At 64.2% G+C, this 18,417-nt stretch carries 18 protein-coding genes; 10 read left to right on the top strand and 8 right to left on the bottom strand.

Annotated features, from left to right (window positions below; all coding sequences use genetic code 11):
• Positions 1-27: 27 nt before the first annotated feature.
• The 3 genes from AC3IQ7_RS01130 to AC3IQ7_RS01120 all read right to left on the bottom strand — a co-directional run bounded on the left by AC3IQ7_RS01130 (position 28) and on the right by AC3IQ7_RS01120 (position 3,645).
• Entirely contained in the window at positions 28-2,136 is a 2,109-nt protein-coding gene (locus AC3IQ7_RS01130; protein ID WP_489208131.1) for an EAL domain-containing protein, read from the bottom strand.
• A gap of 45 nt (positions 2,137-2,181) precedes the next feature.
• Complete coding sequence (gene yiaA / locus AC3IQ7_RS01125; RefSeq protein WP_322429044.1) at positions 2,182-2,613, bottom strand: inner membrane protein YiaA; 432 nt, start codon at positions 2,611-2,613, stop codon at positions 2,182-2,184.
• An 84-nt stretch (positions 2,614-2,697) separates the two neighbouring features.
• Positions 2,698-3,645 carry a DUF808 domain-containing protein gene (locus AC3IQ7_RS01120; RefSeq protein ID WP_099377626.1) on the bottom strand — a complete coding sequence of 316 codons (948 nt, stop codon included), beginning with the start codon at positions 3,643-3,645 and terminating at the stop codon, positions 2,698-2,700.
• 193 nt (positions 3,646-3,838) lie between these two features.
• On the opposite strand from AC3IQ7_RS01120, the gene AC3IQ7_RS01115 reads away from it, so the two are divergent.
• The 3 genes from AC3IQ7_RS01115 (at position 3,839) to AC3IQ7_RS01105 (ending at position 6,860) form a co-directional block, all read left to right on the top strand.
• Entirely contained in the window at positions 3,839-4,480 is a 642-nt protein-coding gene (locus tag AC3IQ7_RS01115; protein ID WP_489208129.1) for a LysE family transporter, read from the top strand.
• A 102-nt stretch (positions 4,481-4,582) separates the two neighbouring features.
• Positions 4,583-6,247 carry a DUF6600 domain-containing protein gene (locus AC3IQ7_RS01110; protein WP_489208128.1) on the top strand — a complete coding sequence of 555 codons (1,665 nt, stop codon included), beginning with the start codon at positions 4,583-4,585 and terminating at the stop codon, positions 6,245-6,247.
• A gap of 316 nt (positions 6,248-6,563) precedes the next feature.
• Positions 6,564-6,860 carry a DUF493 family protein gene (locus AC3IQ7_RS01105; protein ID WP_099377623.1) on the top strand — a complete coding sequence of 99 codons (297 nt, stop codon included), beginning with the start codon at positions 6,564-6,566 and terminating at the stop codon, positions 6,858-6,860.
• Here the strand turns inward: AC3IQ7_RS01105 and AC3IQ7_RS01100 are convergent.
• Positions 6,853-8,058, bottom strand: coding sequence for a multidrug effflux MFS transporter (locus tag AC3IQ7_RS01100; protein ID WP_489208127.1), 1,206 nt, complete (start codon positions 8,056-8,058; stop codon positions 6,853-6,855). The genes AC3IQ7_RS01105 and AC3IQ7_RS01100 overlap by 8 nt on opposite strands.
• A gap of 115 nt (positions 8,059-8,173) precedes the next feature.
• On the opposite strand from AC3IQ7_RS01100, the gene pdxR reads away from it, so the two are divergent.
• The 6 genes from pdxR to AC3IQ7_RS01070 all read left to right on the top strand — a co-directional run bounded on the left by pdxR (position 8,174) and on the right by AC3IQ7_RS01070 (position 12,919).
• Complete coding sequence (gene pdxR, locus AC3IQ7_RS01095; protein ID WP_489208126.1) at positions 8,174-9,646, top strand: MocR-like pyridoxine biosynthesis transcription factor PdxR; 1,473 nt, start codon at positions 8,174-8,176, stop codon at positions 9,644-9,646.
• A gap of 75 nt (positions 9,647-9,721) precedes the next feature.
• Complete coding sequence (gene lipB / locus AC3IQ7_RS01090; RefSeq protein WP_035823263.1) at positions 9,722-10,426, top strand: lipoyl(octanoyl) transferase LipB; 705 nt, start codon at positions 9,722-9,724, stop codon at positions 10,424-10,426.
• A gap of 37 nt (positions 10,427-10,463) precedes the next feature.
• Positions 10,464-11,480, top strand: a complete 1,017-nt coding sequence (lipA, locus tag AC3IQ7_RS01085) for a lipoyl synthase (RefSeq protein WP_034782748.1) — start codon at positions 10,464-10,466, stop codon at positions 11,478-11,480.
• Positions 11,481-11,601: 121 nt separating this feature from the next.
• Entirely contained in the window at positions 11,602-11,874 is a 273-nt protein-coding gene (locus AC3IQ7_RS01080) for a type II toxin-antitoxin system Phd/YefM family antitoxin (RefSeq protein WP_099377620.1), read from the top strand.
• Positions 11,855-12,160 carry a Txe/YoeB family addiction module toxin gene (locus AC3IQ7_RS01075; protein ID WP_489208124.1) on the top strand — a complete coding sequence of 102 codons (306 nt, stop codon included), beginning with the start codon at positions 11,855-11,857 and terminating at the stop codon, positions 12,158-12,160. Before AC3IQ7_RS01080 ends, AC3IQ7_RS01075 begins: the two co-directional genes overlap by 20 nt.
• A gap of 90 nt (positions 12,161-12,250) precedes the next feature.
• A complete protein-coding gene (locus tag AC3IQ7_RS01070; RefSeq protein WP_489208123.1) occupies positions 12,251-12,919 on the top strand; it encodes a uracil-DNA glycosylase in 669 nt (222 codons plus the stop codon).
• 61 nt (positions 12,920-12,980) lie between these two features.
• Here the strand turns inward: AC3IQ7_RS01070 and AC3IQ7_RS01065 are convergent, their stop codons facing one another.
• The 4 genes from AC3IQ7_RS01065 to AC3IQ7_RS01050 all read right to left on the bottom strand — a co-directional run bounded on the left by AC3IQ7_RS01065 (position 12,981) and on the right by AC3IQ7_RS01050 (position 16,998).
• A complete protein-coding gene (locus AC3IQ7_RS01065) occupies positions 12,981-15,137 on the bottom strand; it encodes a TonB-dependent receptor (protein WP_489208122.1) in 2,157 nt (718 codons plus the stop codon).
• A 90-nt stretch (positions 15,138-15,227) separates the two neighbouring features.
• Entirely contained in the window at positions 15,228-15,494 is a 267-nt protein-coding gene (locus AC3IQ7_RS01060; RefSeq protein WP_489208121.1) for a hypothetical protein, read from the bottom strand.
• Positions 15,495-15,641: 147 nt separating this feature from the next.
• Positions 15,642-16,463 (bottom strand): helix-turn-helix transcriptional regulator, encoded by an 822-nt coding sequence (locus AC3IQ7_RS01055; RefSeq protein WP_489208120.1) that lies wholly within the window; start codon positions 16,461-16,463, stop codon positions 15,642-15,644.
• Positions 16,453-16,998, bottom strand: coding sequence for a YbhB/YbcL family Raf kinase inhibitor-like protein (locus AC3IQ7_RS01050; protein WP_489208119.1), 546 nt, complete (start codon positions 16,996-16,998; stop codon positions 16,453-16,455). Before AC3IQ7_RS01050 ends, AC3IQ7_RS01055 begins: the two co-directional genes overlap by 11 nt.
• A gap of 215 nt (positions 16,999-17,213) precedes the next feature.
• Here AC3IQ7_RS01050 and AC3IQ7_RS01045 point away from each other — a divergent pair, with 215 nt between their 5' ends.
• A complete protein-coding gene (locus AC3IQ7_RS01045; RefSeq protein ID WP_489208118.1) occupies positions 17,214-18,371 on the top strand; it encodes a PepSY-associated TM helix domain-containing protein in 1,158 nt (385 codons plus the stop codon).
• The last annotated feature ends 46 nt before the right edge of the window (positions 18,372-18,417 follow it).

Here is an 18,417-nt window from a genome sequence, read left to right as displayed (position 1 = left end):
TTTAAAGATACTGATTGCCGCTGGCGGCTAATCCACGCCCGCCGTCAGCGGCCGCAGGTTGCCCACGGCGTAGCCTTGCGCGTAGTCGATGCCCAGTTCGCGGATGACGGCCAGGGTGGCCGCGTCTTCCACGTATTCGGCCACCGTTTTGAGGCCCATCACGTGCCCCACTTCATTGATGGCCTTGACCATGGCGCGGTTGATGGCGTTGGTGGCGATGTCGCGCACGAAAACGCCGTCGATCTTGAGATAGTCGACGGGCAGCGCTTTCAGGTAGCCGAACGAGGAAAAGCCGCTGCCAAAGTCATCGAGCGAGAAGCGGCAGCCCAGGGCCTTGAGCTGGCGCATGAACACTTGCGCCTTGGGCAGGTTGGCGATGACGGCCGTTTCCGTAATTTCAAAGCAGATCTGCTCGGGCGCGATGGCGAACTGCACGAACTGCTCGGTGATGTAATCGTGCAAGCCGGCATCGGCCAGCGACATGCCCGACAGGTTGACGGAATACAGGGCCGGTGCGCGGCGCCGGCTTTCCGCCAGCGCGGCCAAAGGCGGCAGGCTGTCGCGCACGCTCTCGATATGTGCGCAGACGGCACGGATGACCCAGCGGTCGATGGACAGCATCATGTCGTAGCGTTCTGCAGCCGGGATGAAGGCGCCGGGCAGTATCAAATCGCCCTTGCTGTTGCGGATGCGGATCAGCACTTCGTCGTGGTGTTCCTGGCTGTCGTGCAGGTGCACGATGGGCATGGCGTACAGGCGGAAATAATCGTGGGCGAACGCTTCGTTCAGGCGCGAGATCCACAGCATTTCGCCATGCCGCTGGGCCAGCATGACGTCGGACTCCTGGTAGACGTGGATGCGGTTGCGGCCCTGCTCCTTGGCCAGGTAGCAAGCCTGGTCGGCCGCGCTCAGCAGCTCGCTCATGGACTTGCTGTCCTGGCTGATTTCCACCATGCCGATGCTCACGCCCAGCTCGAAGCTGCGGCTATCCCAGGCGAAACGGAAATCGCGGATGGACTGGCGCAGCTGTTCGCCGATGACGCGCGCGTGGTCGAGCGGACAGTGCGGCAGCAGCACGCCCAGTTCGTCGCCGCCCAGGCGCGCCAGGATGTCGCTGTCGCGCATTTGTGCCTGCAGCATCTTCGCCAGCAGCTGCAGCAACACGTCGCCGGCGCCATGGCCGCAGGTATCGTTGATGACCTTGAACTGGTCCAGGTCCAGGTACAGCAGCGCATGCACGTGGCCATCCTGCTTGGCCGTGTGCAGGGCGCCAGCCACCAGGTGCTCGAATTCGCGCCGGTTGATCAGGCCTGTCAGGGTGTCGTGCGTGGCGTGCCACGACAATTGCTGGCTCAGCTTGCGCTCGTGGCTGACGTCGCGGAACACGACGACGGCGCCGAGGATGTCGCCATTGCGCGACCAGATGGGCGCGGCGGACTCTTCCACAGCGATGCGCCGCCCGTCGCGCGTGACCAGCTGCGCGTGCGTGGAAATGCCGATGGCCTGGCGCTGGCGCAAGCATTTGATGGCCACGTGTTCGAGCGGCTCTCCCGTGTGTTCATCGACGAGGTTCAGGGTTTCCCAGATATCCAGGCCCTGGGCCAGCTCGTTGCTCCAGCCCGTCAATTGCTCGGCCACCCGGTTCAGGTAGCGCGTCTTGCCGAACGGATCGGTGGTGATGACGCCATCGCCGATGGAACTGAGCGTCACTTCGGCCAGTTCCTTGCGTTCGGCGATCATCAGTTCGCGCGCCATGTGCTCGGTGATATCCCAAATGATGCCCAGGGTGCGTTCGGGCTGGCCGCCGGCATCCATGAAGATGTGCGCCTTGGCCGCCAGCCAGTGTTCGCTGCCATCGGGCCAGACGACGCGGTATTGCAGGGCGTAGCCGCCGCGCCGGCGCACGCCGTCCTGCAGCACTTTGATCACCTTGTCGCGGTCGCCGGCGTGCACGCAGTCGAGAAATCTGCGGAATGGCTGCGTCAGCGCCCGCTCTTCCAGGCCCAGCAAGGTGGCGCCCTTGGCCGACCAGCTGACCGTGCCGTCGATGACCTCGCCAGCGACGATGCGCGAATCCCAGATCGCCATGTGCGCCGCCTCCAGTGCCATTTGCAAACGTTTCTGCTGGTCGCTCATCATCCTCTCCCGACATGGATACAGGAATAGATGCCCCGCTGGTGTTTAAGTTCCCGGCGCCTCGGCAGAGGTGGCTGGCGCGGCCCGTGCCACGTCGCGCACATTCTTTTGCACTGCCACGGCTGCAAACAGGCTCAGCAGGAATGCCATCGCATAAAACCCTTTCTCGCTATTTTGCAGATTAGCGTTCCACAGGCCCACAGTCAATAACAGCAAGGCCAGCAGCACGGAAATCCAGCACAGGCCAAAGTATATCCCCGTCACGGCGATGCCTTCGTTACGGTCGCGCACGGATTTTTGCAGCGAGATGGCGGCGAACAGGCCATACATGAGGATGGTGAAGTAATAGCCCTTCTCGTTGAGGGCCATGCCGGCGTTCCACAGGCCGGACAGGTAGGTGACGATGCCGATCAGCAATGCCGCCCAGGAGGCGCCGATAAAGGCGCTGCTGGGGCGTGGGGCGGGGGAAGCATGCATAGGGTCTCCATGGGCAGCGGGCGCCGCCGGCATGGCCGGGGCGGCAGGCACGGATGCGCCTGCCGCCCCATCAGACCAGAAAGTCTATTTGCTTGGCTTGATCATGCGCAACAAAGCCGACACGGCCGTGACGCCGGCCAGCACCAGGCCACCGGCGATGAGGCCTGCCACCGCATTGATCAGGCTGGGCGTGACGGCGGCCAGCACGGGGCCGATGCCGGCCACGCCGCCGACGGCGGCTTCCACATGGTGCAGCATGCCGCTGGCCCATGGCCAGCCGTGCGTCAGGATGCCGCCGCCGACCATGAACATGGCCAGGGTGCCCACCACGGACAGAAATTTCATCAGTTTCGGCGCCGCTGACACGAGCATGCGGCCAAAGCCGCGCACGCCATCCATCAGCGCGCCCGCGCCCTTGCGCGCGGCCAGGTAAAAGCCCGCATCATCGAGCTTGACGATACCGGCGACCAGGCCATACACGCCCACCGTCATGAGCAGGGCGATGCCGACGACGACGGCCACCTGCTCGGCGAAGGTGGCCGCGGCCACCGTGCCCAGGGCGATGACGATGATTTCCGCCGACAAGATGAAATCGGTGCGGATGGCGCCCTTGATCTTGTCTTTTTCCAGCGCGACGAGGTCGACCTGCGGGTCGCGCAGCGCCTGCGCCAGCTCGGCCTTGTGGCTGTCGTCCGGGTGCAAATACTTATGCGCGATCTTCTCAAAACCCTCGAAGCACAGGTAGGCGCCTCCTACCATCAAGAGCGGCGTGATGGCCCACGGCGCAAACGCGCTGATGGCCAGCGCGGCGGGCACGAGGATGGCCTTGTTCTTCAGCGAACCGACGGCGACGGCCCACACCACGGGCAGTTCGCGCTCGGCGCGCACGCCGGCCACTTGCTGCGCGTTCAGGGCCAGGTCGTCACCGAGCACGCCGGCCGTCTTCTTGGCGGCCACCTTGGTCATCAGGGAAACGTCATCGAGGATGCTGGCGATGTCGTCGAGCAGGGCCAGCAGGCTGGAGCCGGCCATCTCAGCGCGCTCCCACGGTGGTGGCAGGGAATATTGGAGCGAGGAAAGTGTTGTTTTTCATGATGTTATTCTTGGTTGTACGGCAAGGAACGATGTGGCTAAGGTGTGACTGCGATCTTACCCCAGGGATGGCCGGCAAGGCCGCACTGAGCGGGTTAAAATTGCTCATCACCATCATTTTTATGGAAACCGCATGTCCTTTGCCACCTGGATCACCTTTGTCATCGCCGCCTCCATCATCGCCGTCTCGCCCGGCTCGGGCGCCGTGCTGTCGATGTCGCACGGCCTGTCGTACGGGGTGAAGAAGGCCAGCGCCACGATTCTCGGCCTGCAGCTGGGGCTGCTGGTGGTGCTGGGCATCGCCGGCGCCGGCGTGGGCTCCTTGCTGCTGGCTTCCGAAGTGGCGTTCAATATCGTCAAGACGGTGGGCGCCCTGTACCTGATCTACCTGGGCCTGTCGCAGTGGCGCGCCAAGGTGGCGGTGGCGGGTGAGCTGCACGCCGACGCCGTGGTGCCGCCCACGGGCCGGCGCGTGCTGACGGGCTTTCTCACCAATGTGACGAATCCGAAGGGCATCATTTTCATGGTGGCGGTATTGCCGCAATTCATCAGTCCAACTTCGCCCCTGCTGCCGCAATTGCTGATCCTGGCCGTCACCATGTGCACGATCGACCAGATCGTCATGCACAGTTACGCCTTCCTGGCTTCCTCGATGCAGCGTTTTTTCCGCGATGCCAAGGCCGTGAAAAAGCAGAACCGCTTCTTTGGCGGCTTGCTGATGGCCGTCGGCACGGCATTGTTCTTCGTCAAGCGCGGTGGCCAGGCGGCGTCCTGAGGCAGAGCAAGTTGCAAACATTTGTAAGCCCGCTTGCGATGCCCGCCCAATGCGGATGTAATCGGGCATGTCATCCTTGTAAGTCCTGCCTGGAGCGCTGCCATGCGTCCGATCCTGTCTTTCCCCTTCCTCAATACCGTGTGCGCCGTGTTGCTGTCGTCGGCGTGCTCCCTGGCCCTGGCCGAAGATCCGCCTGCCCGCGTGGGCCGCATTTCCACCGTCGAAGGGCAGGTGCTGGTGCGCGCCGGCGATGGCGAGGCGCAAAATGCCCTGCTGAACTGGCCCGTCACGACGGATAACCGCTTGAGCACCATGCGCGGCGCGCTGGCGGAATTGCGCGTGGGCGCGGCCGCCGTGCGCCTCGATGGCGATTCCGAGCTGGAAGTGAGCGAACTCGATGACGACAGTTTCAAATTGCACCTCAGCTATGGCACGGTCAGCGTGCGCGTGCGCAATCCCGACGCGCTGCGCGGCTTCGAGCTGACCACGGCCCAGGCCCGCGTGATCCTGACCCAGCCGGGCTGGGTGCGCATCGAGGCGGGGCGCCAGCCCGGCACCAGCGTCGTCAGCGTGCTCGACGGGGCGGCCGACGTGGATGGCGCGACGGGCAGCGTGACCTTGCGTGCAGGCAAGCGCGCCGAACTGACGGACGAAGAATTGCGCACGGGCGCCTTGCAGCGGATCGCCTTCGACAATTGGCCCGAAGCCTTGCCCGCCGCCGCGCCGGCCTTGCGCTATGTCACGGACGATACGACAGGGTATGAAGAGCTGGACCGCTACGGCGCCTGGCAGGACGATGCGGAATACGGCCCCCTGTGGCTGCCCAGCACGGTGCCGGCCGGCTGGGCGCCGTACAGCGACGGGCGCTGGACGTGGATCGCGCCATGGGGCTGGACCTGGGTCGACAATGCACCCTGGGGCTATGCGCCCTCGCATTACGGCCGCTGGGTACTGCTGGGCCAGCGCTGGGGCTGGGCGCCGGGCCGCGAGCGCGGCCGCGTGCCTTGGGCGCCGGCCCTGGTGGGCTGGGTTGGCGGCAATCACGGGATGAACCGCGGCCAGCGTCCCGACGTGGGCTGGTTTCCCCTGTCGCCGCACGACCGTTACGTGCCCGGCTACCGCGCCAGCGCGGAGTATGAACGCCGCCTCAACCGCGTGGCCGAGGGGCGCCGTCCCGTGGCTGGTGAGCGCGAACACCGCAACCGCACCATCATGCCGGCGCCCGTGCTGCAAAGCATGCCCTTGAGCACGCCGGCTGCGCCGGCGGGCAACTGGCAGCGCCCTTCCGATGCGTCGCGCGGCGACAGGGAGTTCCGGCGCGATTGGGTCAACCGCCCCGGTCGCCTGCAGACAGACGATGGCCAGACGCACCTGGCGCCGCGTCCCATGCAGCCGAACCGGCCACCCGTGCCGGCACAGCCGCAACAGCCCCTGATGCCGGCGATGCCGGCCTTGCCACCCGTGCAAGACCAGGTGGCGCATCCCGCTTGGCGTGGCGAGCACCGGCCCCGCGCCGAGCGTCCCTTTGATGCGCCGCGCCCGGATCGCGCAGAACGTGGCCCCCGCCGCGAAGTGCTGCAAACGGCACCGCCGCCGTCCATGCCTGCCCCGCCGCCCGTGGCCCAGCCGCGGCCCGCAGCGCCGCCGATGCCGGCTCCAGCCGCGCGCGCCAGGAATCAAGAAAGGGTCAATGACAGGGCCAACGACAGGGCCAATGAGCGCGGCGCTCCCGGCCGCGGTGGCCGGATGCAGGAAATGGAACGCTGAACGGGCCGCTGGCGCTGGCCGCCTGTCCGTCCGGTCATGGATTATCGACGTTCAAGCCGCCAAACCGACAGTTCGTCACATTTCAGCGGTCAAGCCGCGGTGTTTTGTCTACAGTGACGTCATTGCAAGACAGCGCAATGCCTTCACGGCTGACAGCACCGATTTTCCGGCTATTTTGTCCAAACGAAATAGTTTCGCCAGCTTACAAAGCTGGCTTTTTTTTTCCGCGCCCCTGGCGCCATGGCAGCGGGCGCAGGCGCTGCCAAAGTTGGCTACAATACGCCTTTGGCACTGACCGGCACTGATTGGAATTCCCATGCAAACCATCCCTCCCAGCGAACACATCATTCCTCCCAGCGAATCGCTGATCGAATACCCGAGCGACTTTCCCATCAAGATCATGGGCCCGACGCATGTCGACTTCGCGCCGACCATGCTGGAGCTGGTGATCAGCCACGATCCGACCTTCCACGCAGGCCGTATGGAAGAGCGTCCTTCGGGCAAGGGTAATTACACGGGCCTGACCGTCACCGTGCGCGCCATCAGCCGCGAGCAGCTCGACGCCCTGTACATGGCGCTGTCGGGCCACCCGATGGTGAAGATCGTCATGTAAGGCTGGCTGCCGCCACGCTGGCCCGGCTCTTCGTGAGCAGCCAGACGGCGGCAAAGGCGCTACTCGCCACCGCCGTCACCCACAGCAGCGGCTTTTCGCTGCCGTCCGTGATGGCGGCGATGACGGCGCCGCAGGCGGCCGTAATGGCCATCTGCACGAAGAAGAACAGGCCCGAGGCGCTGCCCGCCTGGTCGCCATACGGCTGCAGCACGGCCAGCTGGCAGGCGGGAATGGCCATGCCCACCGACACCATCACCAGCAGCATGGGCGCCACCAGCGACGCCACGTGCTGCGGCGCCAACGTACCGGCCAGCAACAGGCTGGCCGCGCCCGTTACATTCAGCAGCACCGCCACGCCCAGCATATGATCGGCGCCCAGGCGCGGCCCCAGTGCGCGAAACAGGCTCGATCCCGCGATATAGCCGCTGACCGTCAGCGCGAACACCAGCGCATACGCATGCGGCGACAGGTGCATGCCCCTTTGCAGCAGCACGGATGATTCCGCGATGAAGGGGAAATACGTGCAATACACGCAGCCGATGGCCAGCGCATAGCGCAGGAAATACGCGTCGCCCAGCAGGCGGCGGTACAGCGCCAAAGTATTACCTTGTGGCACGACGCTGGCCGGCTTGGTTTCCGGCACCCAGGCGGCGATCAACCCCAGCGAAAGCGCGCCCAGCGCACACAGCACGCCAAACACGGCGCGCCAGCCGAACGCCGCGTCGAGCACGCTGCCGGCCAGCGGCGCCAGGATCGGCGACAAACCCATCACCATCGATATTTTCCCCAGCATGCGTGCCTGCGTGGCGGGATCGAAGCGGTCGCGCACCATGACCCGGCCGATGATGGTGCCGCTGCAGCCGCCGAACGCCTGCAGCACGCGTGCGGCGATCAGCACGTGCACGTCGGAAGTCACGCTGCAAACGATGCTGGCGAGTACATAAATGGCCGTGCCGGCCAGCAGCACGGGACGGCGTCCGTAGCGGTCGGCCAGCGGCCCGCAAGCGAGCATCGAGGCGGCCGAGCCGGCCATGAACAGGCTCAGGGTCAGTTGCAACTGGGCATCGCTGGCATGCAGGGCATCGGCCATGGCCGGCAGCGACGGCAGATAAATGTCGATGCTGATGCGCGACAGGCAGACCAGCAGCAGCACGATGCCGCCCCAGGCCCACAGGGGAAGTGTTGTTCGTTGATTCATGTTTTTCGATATGCAAGAAATGGCAGACGCACCAGAACGGTGAGAGTAGGATGTTTGTGGTGTAATGCGAAGTGCCAGTCATCAGAAAATTCATTGGACCACTTGGACGATTATTATGCCGCGAGGAAAATCACCGCACGCCCTGGACTTGCCTCGTCCCACCAGCTGGCTCGACAAGGAGGGCGTCAACAAGCAGGATGGCGCGTATGAAGCGCTGCGCTCGGCCATCCTGACGAAGATGCTGCCGGCGGGCAGCCGCTTGCCATCCAGCCGCACCCTGGCGGAACGGTGGGAGTTGTCACGCGGCACCATCGAAACCGTGTTCGACCGCCTGCACGCGGAAGCCTACGTGACGCGCGTGCCCGGTTCCGGCACGCGCGTGTGCGCCGTCGTGCCGGAACGCTTCTTGATGGCAGGATTGGCAGATGCCACCCCGGCCGGGCCATTTTCCGAGCCCGTTCCCGTGTCCGATACGGGCGTGCGCGACGGCTTGCCGTTTGTTGCGCGGCGCGCCGACGCCAGCCTGTTTCCCATGGCGGCCTGGTCCAAGTGCGCCACGCGGGCGCTGGCCGCCGCCACGCCGGAGCAGCTGTGCAGCGCCGATCCGGCCGGCCTGCCCCAGCTGCGTCAGCAGATCGCCGATTTCCTCGCCAAGTACCGCGGCATCCGCTGCGACCCGCAAGATATCGTCGTCACGACCGGCATCCGCCACGCAATCGACTTGCTGGCGCGCAGCATTGTGCGCGATGGCGATAAAGTCTGCCTGGAAGAACCCGGCTATCCGGCCGCGCGCGCCCTGTTCGCCCTCGCTGGCGCCGTGCCGGTCGACATTGCCGTTGATGCCGAGGGCATCGATTGCGCCGCCCTGGCCGCGCACGCGGATGCCCGCCTCGCGTATGTGACGCCGGCGCACCAGTCGCCGCTGGGTGTGACCATGTCCGTCACGCGCCGCCTGGCGTTATTGGAGTGGGCGAATGACAGCGGCGCCTGGGTGGTGGAAGACGATTACGACAGCGAATTCAATTACCAGAGCGCGCCGCTGGCGGCCCTGAAGGCGCTGGACCAGTACCAGCGCGTGATTTACTGTGGCAGTTTCAACAAGACGCTGTTTGCCGGCCTGCGCGTGGGTTTCATGGTGCTGCCACCCGCCTTGCGCCCGCCGTTGCTGCGCATGCTGCAGTTGACGGGCAGGTCCGTCGGGGTGACGGAGCAACTGGCGCTGGCCGCCTGGATGGAGGATGGCGCCTTCGTGCGCCATTTGCGTCAGGCGCGGCTGGCCTACAAGGAGCGGCGCGACCTGCTGCTGGCCTGCCTCGAGCAGACGGCCCCCGGCCGCTACACCATTTCCGGCCAGCAGGCGGGCTTTCATTGCGTGCTGTGGCTGCCGCCGGACAGCGACGAGCGGGCGTTTTGCGCGCGCGCCGCGCAAGAGGGGCTGGCGCTGCAGCCGCTCGGTGATTTTTGTCACAGCGCAAAATTGGCGCCGGCCGTGCTGCTCGGCTATACGGCCCTGAATGGGGCCCAGATACGCCATGCTGCACAAAAATTGGGCAGATTGCTGTGGTTGCCAGAGTCCGGCCCGGAATGAAATGGCGGCCTGGCTTATAATCACGGCTTCGCCGCAGCGTCCCCAGGGCGCCGGCAGCTGATTACAGAATCTGTCATGACCACCACCCGCACCGAAACGGCGCTGATCCGCGAGCTGGGCCGCGTCGATTACGAGCCGACCTTTGCCGCCATGCGCGCCTTTACCGACGCGCGCACGACCGACACGCGCGACGAACTGTGGATCGTCGAGCATCCGCCCGTATTTACTTTGGGCCTGGCGGCCGACCGCGGCCATTTGCTGGCCGGCGCCGAGAATGTTCCCGTGGTGCAGACGGACCGGGGCGGCGAAGTGACGTTCCACGGTCCCGGCCAGGTGGTGATTTACCTGCTGATGGACTTGCGCCGCAACAAGCCGGGCGGCAAGCTGTATGCGCGCCAGTTCGTGCATAAAATCGAGCAAGCCATCATCAACGTGCTGGCGGCGTATAATCTCGCTGGCGAGCGCATCGATGGCGCGCCTGGCATCTATATTGCCGGCGGACCAAGCAAGGGTGCGAAGATCGCCGCGCTGGGCTTGAAAGTGCGCGGCAACGGCTGCACCTACCATGGCGTGTCGCTCAACGTGGCGATGGACCTGGCGCCGTTTTCCTGGATTAACCCTTGCGGCTATTCCGGTCTGAAGACGGTGGACATGCGCAGCATGGGCGTTTCGGCGCCGCTGGCAGAAGTGCAGCGGGCCCTGGCCCAGGAATTGACCGTATTACTCGATGTAAGCGAAGTAAACAGCGCCGCAGGCGCGCCTCAGGCAGCGGATGCCTGAGCAAACAAACCAACATGCCCGTCAAGGGCTTGCAGCCATGACTTCTGAGACCATTTCCAGCACCGCCCCCGCCGCTACTGCCGCTCCAGCGTACAACCCGAGCGAAAAGCAAAAAGGCGCCAGCAAGACCTCGCGCATTCCGATCAAGATCATTCCGATCGAGCAAGTCGAGCGCCTGAAAAAGCCGGACTGGATCCGCGTCAAGGCCGCCTCGGCTTCGACCCGTTTCTATGAAATCAAGGACATCCTGCGCGAAAACAAGCTCGTGACCGTGTGCGAGGAAGCCAGCTGCCCGAACATCGGCGAATGCTTCGGCAAGGGCACGGCCACCTTCATGATCATGGGTGACAAGTGCACGCGCCGCTGCCCGTTCTGCGACGTCGGCCATGGCCGTCCTGATCCGCTGGACAAGGAAGAGCCGGCCAACTTGTCGAAAACCATCGCCAAGCTGCGTTTGAACTACGTCGTCATCACCTCCGTCGACCGCGATGACTTGCGCGACGGCGGCGCCGGCCATTTCGTCGAGTGCATCCAGCAAACGCGCGCCCTGTCGCCGAACACCCGCATCGAAGTGCTGGTGCCCGACTTCCGTGGCCGCCTGGAAAAAGCCCTGAACCTGTTCAAGGATGGCTTGCCTGACGTCATGAACCACAACCTGGAAACGGCGCCGCGCCTGTACAAGGAAGCCCGTCCCGGCTCCGACTACATGCACTCGCTGAAACTGCTGAAAGATTTCAAGGCCATGTACCCGGACGTGAAGACCAAGTCCGGCATCATGGTGGGCCTGGGCGAGACGGACGAGGAAATCCTGCAAGTGATGCGCGACATGCGCGAGCATGATATCGACATGCTGACCATCGGCCAATACCTGGCGCCATCGAACAGCCACCTGCCCGTGCGCCGTTACGTGCACCCGGACGTCTTCAAAATGTTCGAGGAAGAAGCGTACAAAATGGGCTTCACCCACGCCGCCGTGGGCGCCATGGTGCGCAGCTCGTACCACGCGGATGAACAGGCGCACAGCGCCGGCGTGGAATCGGCGCTGAATTTCTAAGCACTTGAGTTGTATCAAAAACCGTCCGCTTTAGCCGGGCGGTTTTTTTTGCCTAATTGAGGTGATGTACAACATCCTGTACAATTATTGGCATGTACTTTCAAGGGAGCGGTGGCACGGCATGAATATCCTGACTTTCAGCGAGGCGCGCGCGGGCCTGAAAAGCGTGATGGACGACGTCTGCAATGACCATACCCCCACGGTGATCACGCGCGTGAATGGCGAGCACGTGGTGATGCTGTCCTTGTCGGACTACAACAGTATCGAGGAAACCCTGTATTTGCTGGGCACGGCCAAGAATGCCAGTCGCCTGATGGCGTCCGTGGCGCAGATCAAGGCGGGCAAGGCGCAGCCACGAGAATTATTGGCGCAGCATGAAAAACAGGAAGACTGAGAACAAGCAGCAGGCGCGCAGCGCCGTGCTGGCCTGGACCGATCATGCCTGGGAAGATTATCTGTTCTGGCAAGAGAGCGATCTGAAAATCCTGCAAAAAATCAATGACTTGCTCGATGAATGCCTGGCCGACCCCTTCAAGGGCACGGGCAAGCCGGAACCGCTGAAAGGCGATCTGACGGGTTTCTGGTCGCGCCGCATCGACCGCCAGCACCGGCTCGTGTACCTGCCCGACGCGGGCTGCATCTATGTGGCCGCGTGCCATTATCACTACGACGATAAATAAATTTTGCCTAGCCGTACCGTAACGCGGTACCGGACGTGACGCCGCTATACTGATCGATGATGCTTTAAAAACATGATTGACGGAGGAGCCATGGACGTACGCATCGACGCATCGTGGAAGGCGCGGCTGGAGGGCGAGTTTGCCCAGCCCTACTGGGAACGCCTGGCCGCCTTCGTGAAGCAAGAGTATGCGGCGGGACCGTGTTGTCCTCCCGGTAAACTCATTTTCCGGGCATTCGACCTGACGCCGTTCGGGCAGGTGAAAGTCGTGATCCTGGGGCAAGACCCGTATCACACGCCCGGTGCGGCCATGGGGCTGTGCTTTTCGATTCCCGAAGGCACGCCACCGCAGCCTAGCTTGCAGAACATCTTCAAGGAATTACGCAGCGACGTGGGTATCGAGCGCACGCGCACGGATTTGTCCGATTGGGCCGGGCAAGGCGTGTTCCTGCTCAACAGCGTGCTGACGGTGCGCGCCGGGGCGGCCGGTTCGCACGCGGCCAAGGGATGGGAGAAATTGACGGACAGCGCCATCGGTCACCTGTCCGCCGAGCGAGAACACCTCGTGTTCATCCTGTGGGGCGGCTACGCGCAAGCCAAGCGCACCCTGATCGATCCCGGCAAGCACCTGGTGCTGGCGGCGCCGCACCCGTCTCCCTTGTCGGCCAGCAAAGGTTTCTTTGGCAGCAAGCCATTCAGCCAGGCGAATGCGTATCTGCAGGCGCATGGCCAGGCGCCCATCGCCTGGGGTGATGGTTGATTCCTGACGGCAACCGACAGCGGCAGGCGTTGCTCCCTGCCGCTGTCTTCGCGCGTAACGGTTAAAAGCTGGTTGAGAGGCCTGCATAGAAGCTGCGGCGGGCGCCATACTGCGGTGCCCCCACGCCCACGCCGGAACCGTCGCGCAGCAGGTACGACTTGTCGAACAGGTTGATCAGGGCCAGCCGTCCCTCGACCTTGCCGACCGGCGTGTTTTTCCACGTGTGCGTGAGCGCCGTGTTGACGGTGAAGTAGCCGGGCAAATGGCCGGAATTCGGTGCGCCGCCATCCGGTGTCAAGCGCAAGCCGCTGCCGTAGAGGAAGTCAGCGCTTACTTGCGAATCGCCAAAGTGATAATGGCCGCCGCCCGACAGCGTGTATTTCTGGTCATGATCGAGGTAGACATAGTTCTTGCTGATGTAGTTCAACTCATCGGCGCCAAACAGGGCTTGCCCCGAGTTGATGTTGCGGCCCTGCGCCTTTTGCGTGCTGGCGTTGAGGAACAGGCCCCAGTTTTTCTCACTGTAGATGGCGGACAATTCCAGGCCCTTGGCGTAGCCATCCGCGTAGTTGAACGGCGTCAAGATCAACGCCTGGCCGAACTGGCCTTCATCCAGCAGGTTGTTGATCTTTTTATAGTACACATCGGCCGTCACGGTCAGTTTCGCATTCACCTGGTGGCTGATGCCGACGTCATAGTAGTGCGTGCGCTCGGCCTTGACGTTGTCGGACTGGCCGATTTCCGGCGCATTCGTCGTGTTCGCGTACAGGTCGATGCTGCCTTGCGCGGCCAGTTCCTGCGGCGGCGGCGTGAAGTAGCGTGAATAGCCCGCGTGGAGGGCCGTGCCCGGCGCCAGCTGGTACGCCAGGTTGACGCGCGGGCTCCATTGTTGCTCGCTCGTGTAGGCCGAGACCTTGTCGAAGCGGGCGCCATAGTTCAGGGTCAAAGGCTTGCTGATATGCCATTCATCCTGCAGGTAAACACTGGCCAGGGTGCCCGTCTTGCCGCTGTTGTCCAGCACCGTGATCGGCGTGGTGGAGGTTTGCGCCCCGTCAATACTCGGGAAGACGGCCACCGTGTTGTCGCTCGTCGTCTTCTGGCGCGTGTAGGCCAGGCCCGCGCGCACGGTGTGGTCCGGGTGCAGCTTGTAGCTGATATCGAACTGGGCGCCGGAAGCGCTGTTGGCGCGGCGCGAGTCCGAGGCGACGCCGTTGTAGATCAGGTCGCCGATGGCGTCGGGCGTGAAATGCAGTTCCGAGTACTGGTGGAAGGCCGACACCTGGTAATTGACGTCGCCCAGGCTTTTTTGCAGCGACAGCACGAGGAAGCGATTCACTTCGCGCTGGTTTTCATTCAGCAGCGACGACGGTAACGTGGACGTGCCCGCCTGCGCATCGCTGTGGCCATTCAGGCTGAAAGCGGGCGCCTGGTCCGGATTGTTCGGGATCTGGAAGCGGCCGTTATACGTGCCGAACATGGCGCCCAGGCGGGTGTTGTCATCAAGGAAATACGACAGGCTGCCGAACGATTTGTTCTGGCGCGTCTTGTCGTGCAGGGCGCTGCGCGTGTCTTGCGGGTTTTCCACACCCAGCGAATTGCCCAGGTAGCTGCCGGACAGGTAGTAATTGAATTTGCCGACGCTGCCGAAAAATTCGGCACTCGGCTCCACGTGGTCGTGGCTGCCGACCATGATGCCGATGCGCCCGCCAGGCGTCATGCCGCCCTCTTTCGTTTCAATATCGACGATGCCCGCCGTGCGCAGGCCGAACTGGGCCGGCAAGGCGCCCGTCATGAAATCCGTCTTGTCGATCAGGCGCGTGTCGATCGACTGGCCGAAGCCGGTGATGCTTTCTGGCAATTGCACGCCATTGATGCGGTATTGCACATTGGCATGGTCGTCGCGCACGTGCAGGGCGCCGGAACCCTTCGAATCCTGCGACACGCCCGGCAGGCGCAGCAGCACTTCATTGAACGGCGTGTTGTCGCCTTGGCCCAGCATGTCGACCATGTGGCTGTCGATGCTGTAGATGGTGGTGCCGACTTTCGGCGACAGCTCGATGCGTGCGCTTTTCAGATGGGCGGACGTGACTTCGACCTTTTGCATGTCTTGCGGGGCAGCATCAGTACTGGCTTCGGCAGGCTCGGCGGCGTGGGCGGAAAAACTGAACAGGCTGGCAAGGGCGAGCGACAGCGCGCTCAGGCGTGGTGTGTGTTGCATGATAAACCTCAAAGTGTCAACGCCAGGCGGCCCGGCGCGCATCAATATGCGGCAAGGGGCAGCCTGAAAAGGATAAAAACAGCGTGGGAACTACAGTGAGGCGGCAGGCGGGCCGCGCACGGGCGGCAAAACGAGGGCGGCGACGGGCGCCAGGGGTGCGGGCGCGATGGCCAGCAGGCGGTACGGCAGTAACTGGGCGGGCGGCTCGACGATGGCCGGCGGCACGGCGAGATCGGCCACCTTGTCGATGACGGTGGCGCACAGCGCGCACTCTTCCGCGTCGAGGGTCGTCTTGTGCAGATGCGAGGCGGCCGTCGACAGCAGGAACACGAGGGCCAGCGCAGTGAACAGTGCCACGCACAGCCGCCACGGCGTGCGCGCGAGGGCGGAGGCACCGTGATGAGCAAGCTTGCGGGTGGGCTGGCGGGAAGACATGGGCGCATAGTAGCAAGAAAATCGCTCCGCTGTCAGCGCTTGTTGCAATTCATTTGCGCTAGAGCGAGCTTACAGGGTGGCGCGCAGCTCGCGCGGCGACAAGCCGTAGTGCTGGCGGAAACGGGCCGCGAAGCGCGAGGGCGAGGCGTAGCCGCAGGCGGCCGCGATGTCGCCGATGGGTAAGATGCCGGATTGCAATTCCTGCAAGGCCAGTCCCAGGCGCACGTCTTCCAGGATGGTGCGGAAATGGCGTTGTTCCAGGGCCAGCTGGCGGCGCAGGGTGGACGCGCCCACATGCAGCTGGGCAGCCACCTTGGCCACGCTCCAGTCGGCGGCCGGGTCCAGCAACAGCACTTGCTGCACGCGCGCGGCCAGTGGATCGCGGCGGTCCAGCAGCAAGGGGCCGCAATGGCCGCCCAGGGCCAGGGCCAGCAGCAAGCCTTCCGCCTGGTGCGCCAGCAGCGCGGGCGGTGCGCTACTCGCCAGGCTGGCCATCAGCTGGTCCCAGGCCAGTGCCGCGTGCATGTCGAGCGGCACGCACAGGCTGGCCGTGGCCGCCTGGCGCAGCTGGGCATCGACGAGGCTGCCATGGCGCGCGCGGAAACGGGCGATCAGGGCCGGTGAAAAACTCAGCACTTCAGCCCGGTAGCCTTGCGCGCCGGGTAGGTTGGCCACGCCCAGTTCCTGTCCCGCCGGCATCAGCACCACGTCATGCGCGCCGGCGCGCGCCTGGCGGGCGCCCCATTCCAGCAGCTTGGTGCCCTGCCGCACGCGGCACAGCGCGCTCTGGAAGACGGGCACGCGGCGCAGGGTTTGCGCGCGGCGCGCCTCGATGGTGCCGCGGGCGATGCGCAGCTCGCTCAGGGCCACCGCGTCCATCTCATCGGCCATACAGTCCCGTCAGCTGTGCCTTGCCCAGCGCGTTGGCGTTGAGCATGTAGCCGAGCATGGCGCCGCTGGCGTGCTGGTCCAGTGGCAGCTTGTCCGTTTTCAGCGCCCAGATCGTGATCTGGTAGCGGTGCGCCTTGTCGCCTGGTGGTGGGCAGGCGCCGCCGTAGGCGCTGTCGCCGTAATCGTTGCGTCCTTGCATGGCGCCTGTGGGCAAGGTGGCCGCCGTCGTTCCCGCAGGCAAGGACGTGGTGGACACTGGCAAGTTAAACACGCTCCAGTGCCACCAGCCGCTGCCCGTGGGCGCGTCCGGGTCGTACAGGGTGACGGCGTAGCTGTTGGTGCCGGCCGGGGCATTGCTCCACGACAATTGCGGCGACAGGTTGCCGCCCGTGCAGCCGAAGCCCTGGAACACTTGCGCGGGCGCCAGGGTCTGGCCAGGAGCGATATCGCTGCTCGATACCGTGAAATCGGCGGCCTGGGCGCCCAGGTGCAGAGCGAGACCCAAGGTGGCGGCGAGGAGGCGGGAAGTGGTCATGGTTTTCCTTTCGATCAGTATAGGGGAAAGTGTATGCCGTGCAACAGTTACCCGCGATGCCGATGCGCTCGCTGATGGTGCCGAAACGCTCGTTTTTACCTCATTCCAACGCTGCCATGAGCGTGTTGCTTGGTTTCCCGCTTTCTGACCACGCATGATTTTCACTGCCGGGCTTTCATGCTATCGTTTCGCAGCCCAAATTTCCCAAAGTGTCCATGTCCCCACGCCCGATCCCATGGTTGTTCACCAAGTTGCACCTGTATGCGGGCCTGTGGTTTGGCGCTCTGTTTGTTTTGCTGGGCTTGACGGGGTCCGCCATCGCCTGGATGCCGGAGCTCGACGCGTATCTGAATCCGACCTTGTTGCAGGCGAGCACGCCTGCGCCCGGTCAGGTATTTGAGGTGACGCCGCGCACGGTGCAAGCGGTGGTGGACGCTCTCGCGGCCGATCCCGCCTACGGCAAGCCCTCGCAGCTCAATCCGCCCGCCGATGCGCGCGACGTGTACGTGGCCTCGTACCGCCAGGCTGGCAAACCGTCGGCCTTCAGCCAGGCCATCGTGCGCCAGGTGATGGTCGACCCCTACACCTTGCAAGTCAAAGGCGAGCGCGACTGGGGGCGTTTCGGCCTCACGCGCCCGCTGTTGATGTCGGGCATGTTTCATTTGCACCGCTATCTATTGTCCGGCGAAGTGGGCAAGACCATTACCGGTATCTCGGGCGTGATGCTGCTGCTGATGGCCTTGAGCGGCATCTATCTGTGGTGGCCGCGCCTGCAGTGGACGGCGGTCAAGCGCGCCCTGACGGTGTCGCATGGCGGTTCCTGGCCCCGTTTTCATTACACGTTTCACAAGGCGGCCGGCTTCTTTGCCGCACCGGTGCTGGCCGTGCTTGCCTTTTCCGGCATCTATTTCAATTTGCCGCAATTGATCGTGCCGCTGGTGGAACTCGTGTCGACGGTGCCGGATACGGCAAAATTGAAAAATGTGGGCCAGGATGGCGCCGTGCTTGATGCGGGCCAGGCCATGGCAGCCGCGCAGCTGCTGTATCCGCAGGCGCGCGTGTCGCGCATCGTGCTGCCGGCGAAAACGGATCAGCCGTATGACGTGCGCGTGCGCCAGCCTGGCGAGATCGCCCACGGCGACGGCGCCACGCGCATCACCCTGGACGCGCGCAGCGGCTTGCCCCTGCGCATACGCGATCCCTTGCGGGCGCCGGCCGGCGATGTATTCCTGGGCTGGCAATTCCCCCTGCATTCGGGCCAGGCGTTTGGCGTGGCCGGGCGCGCCTTCATTACCGTCTTCGGTTTGATGCCCTTGCTGTTCCTGCTGACGGGCAGTTTGGTGTGGTGGAAACGGCGGCGTCGCCGGAAATAAGCGGCCGCCAAACCGATGCGGGGAAAGTTGCTATCATCATAGTATT

It is taken from the genome of Janthinobacterium sp. GL_088 (genome assembly GCF_057837845.1).
The sequence above is the reverse complement of the archived record's forward strand: the minus strand, read 5'-3'. Positions and strand labels throughout refer to the sequence as shown.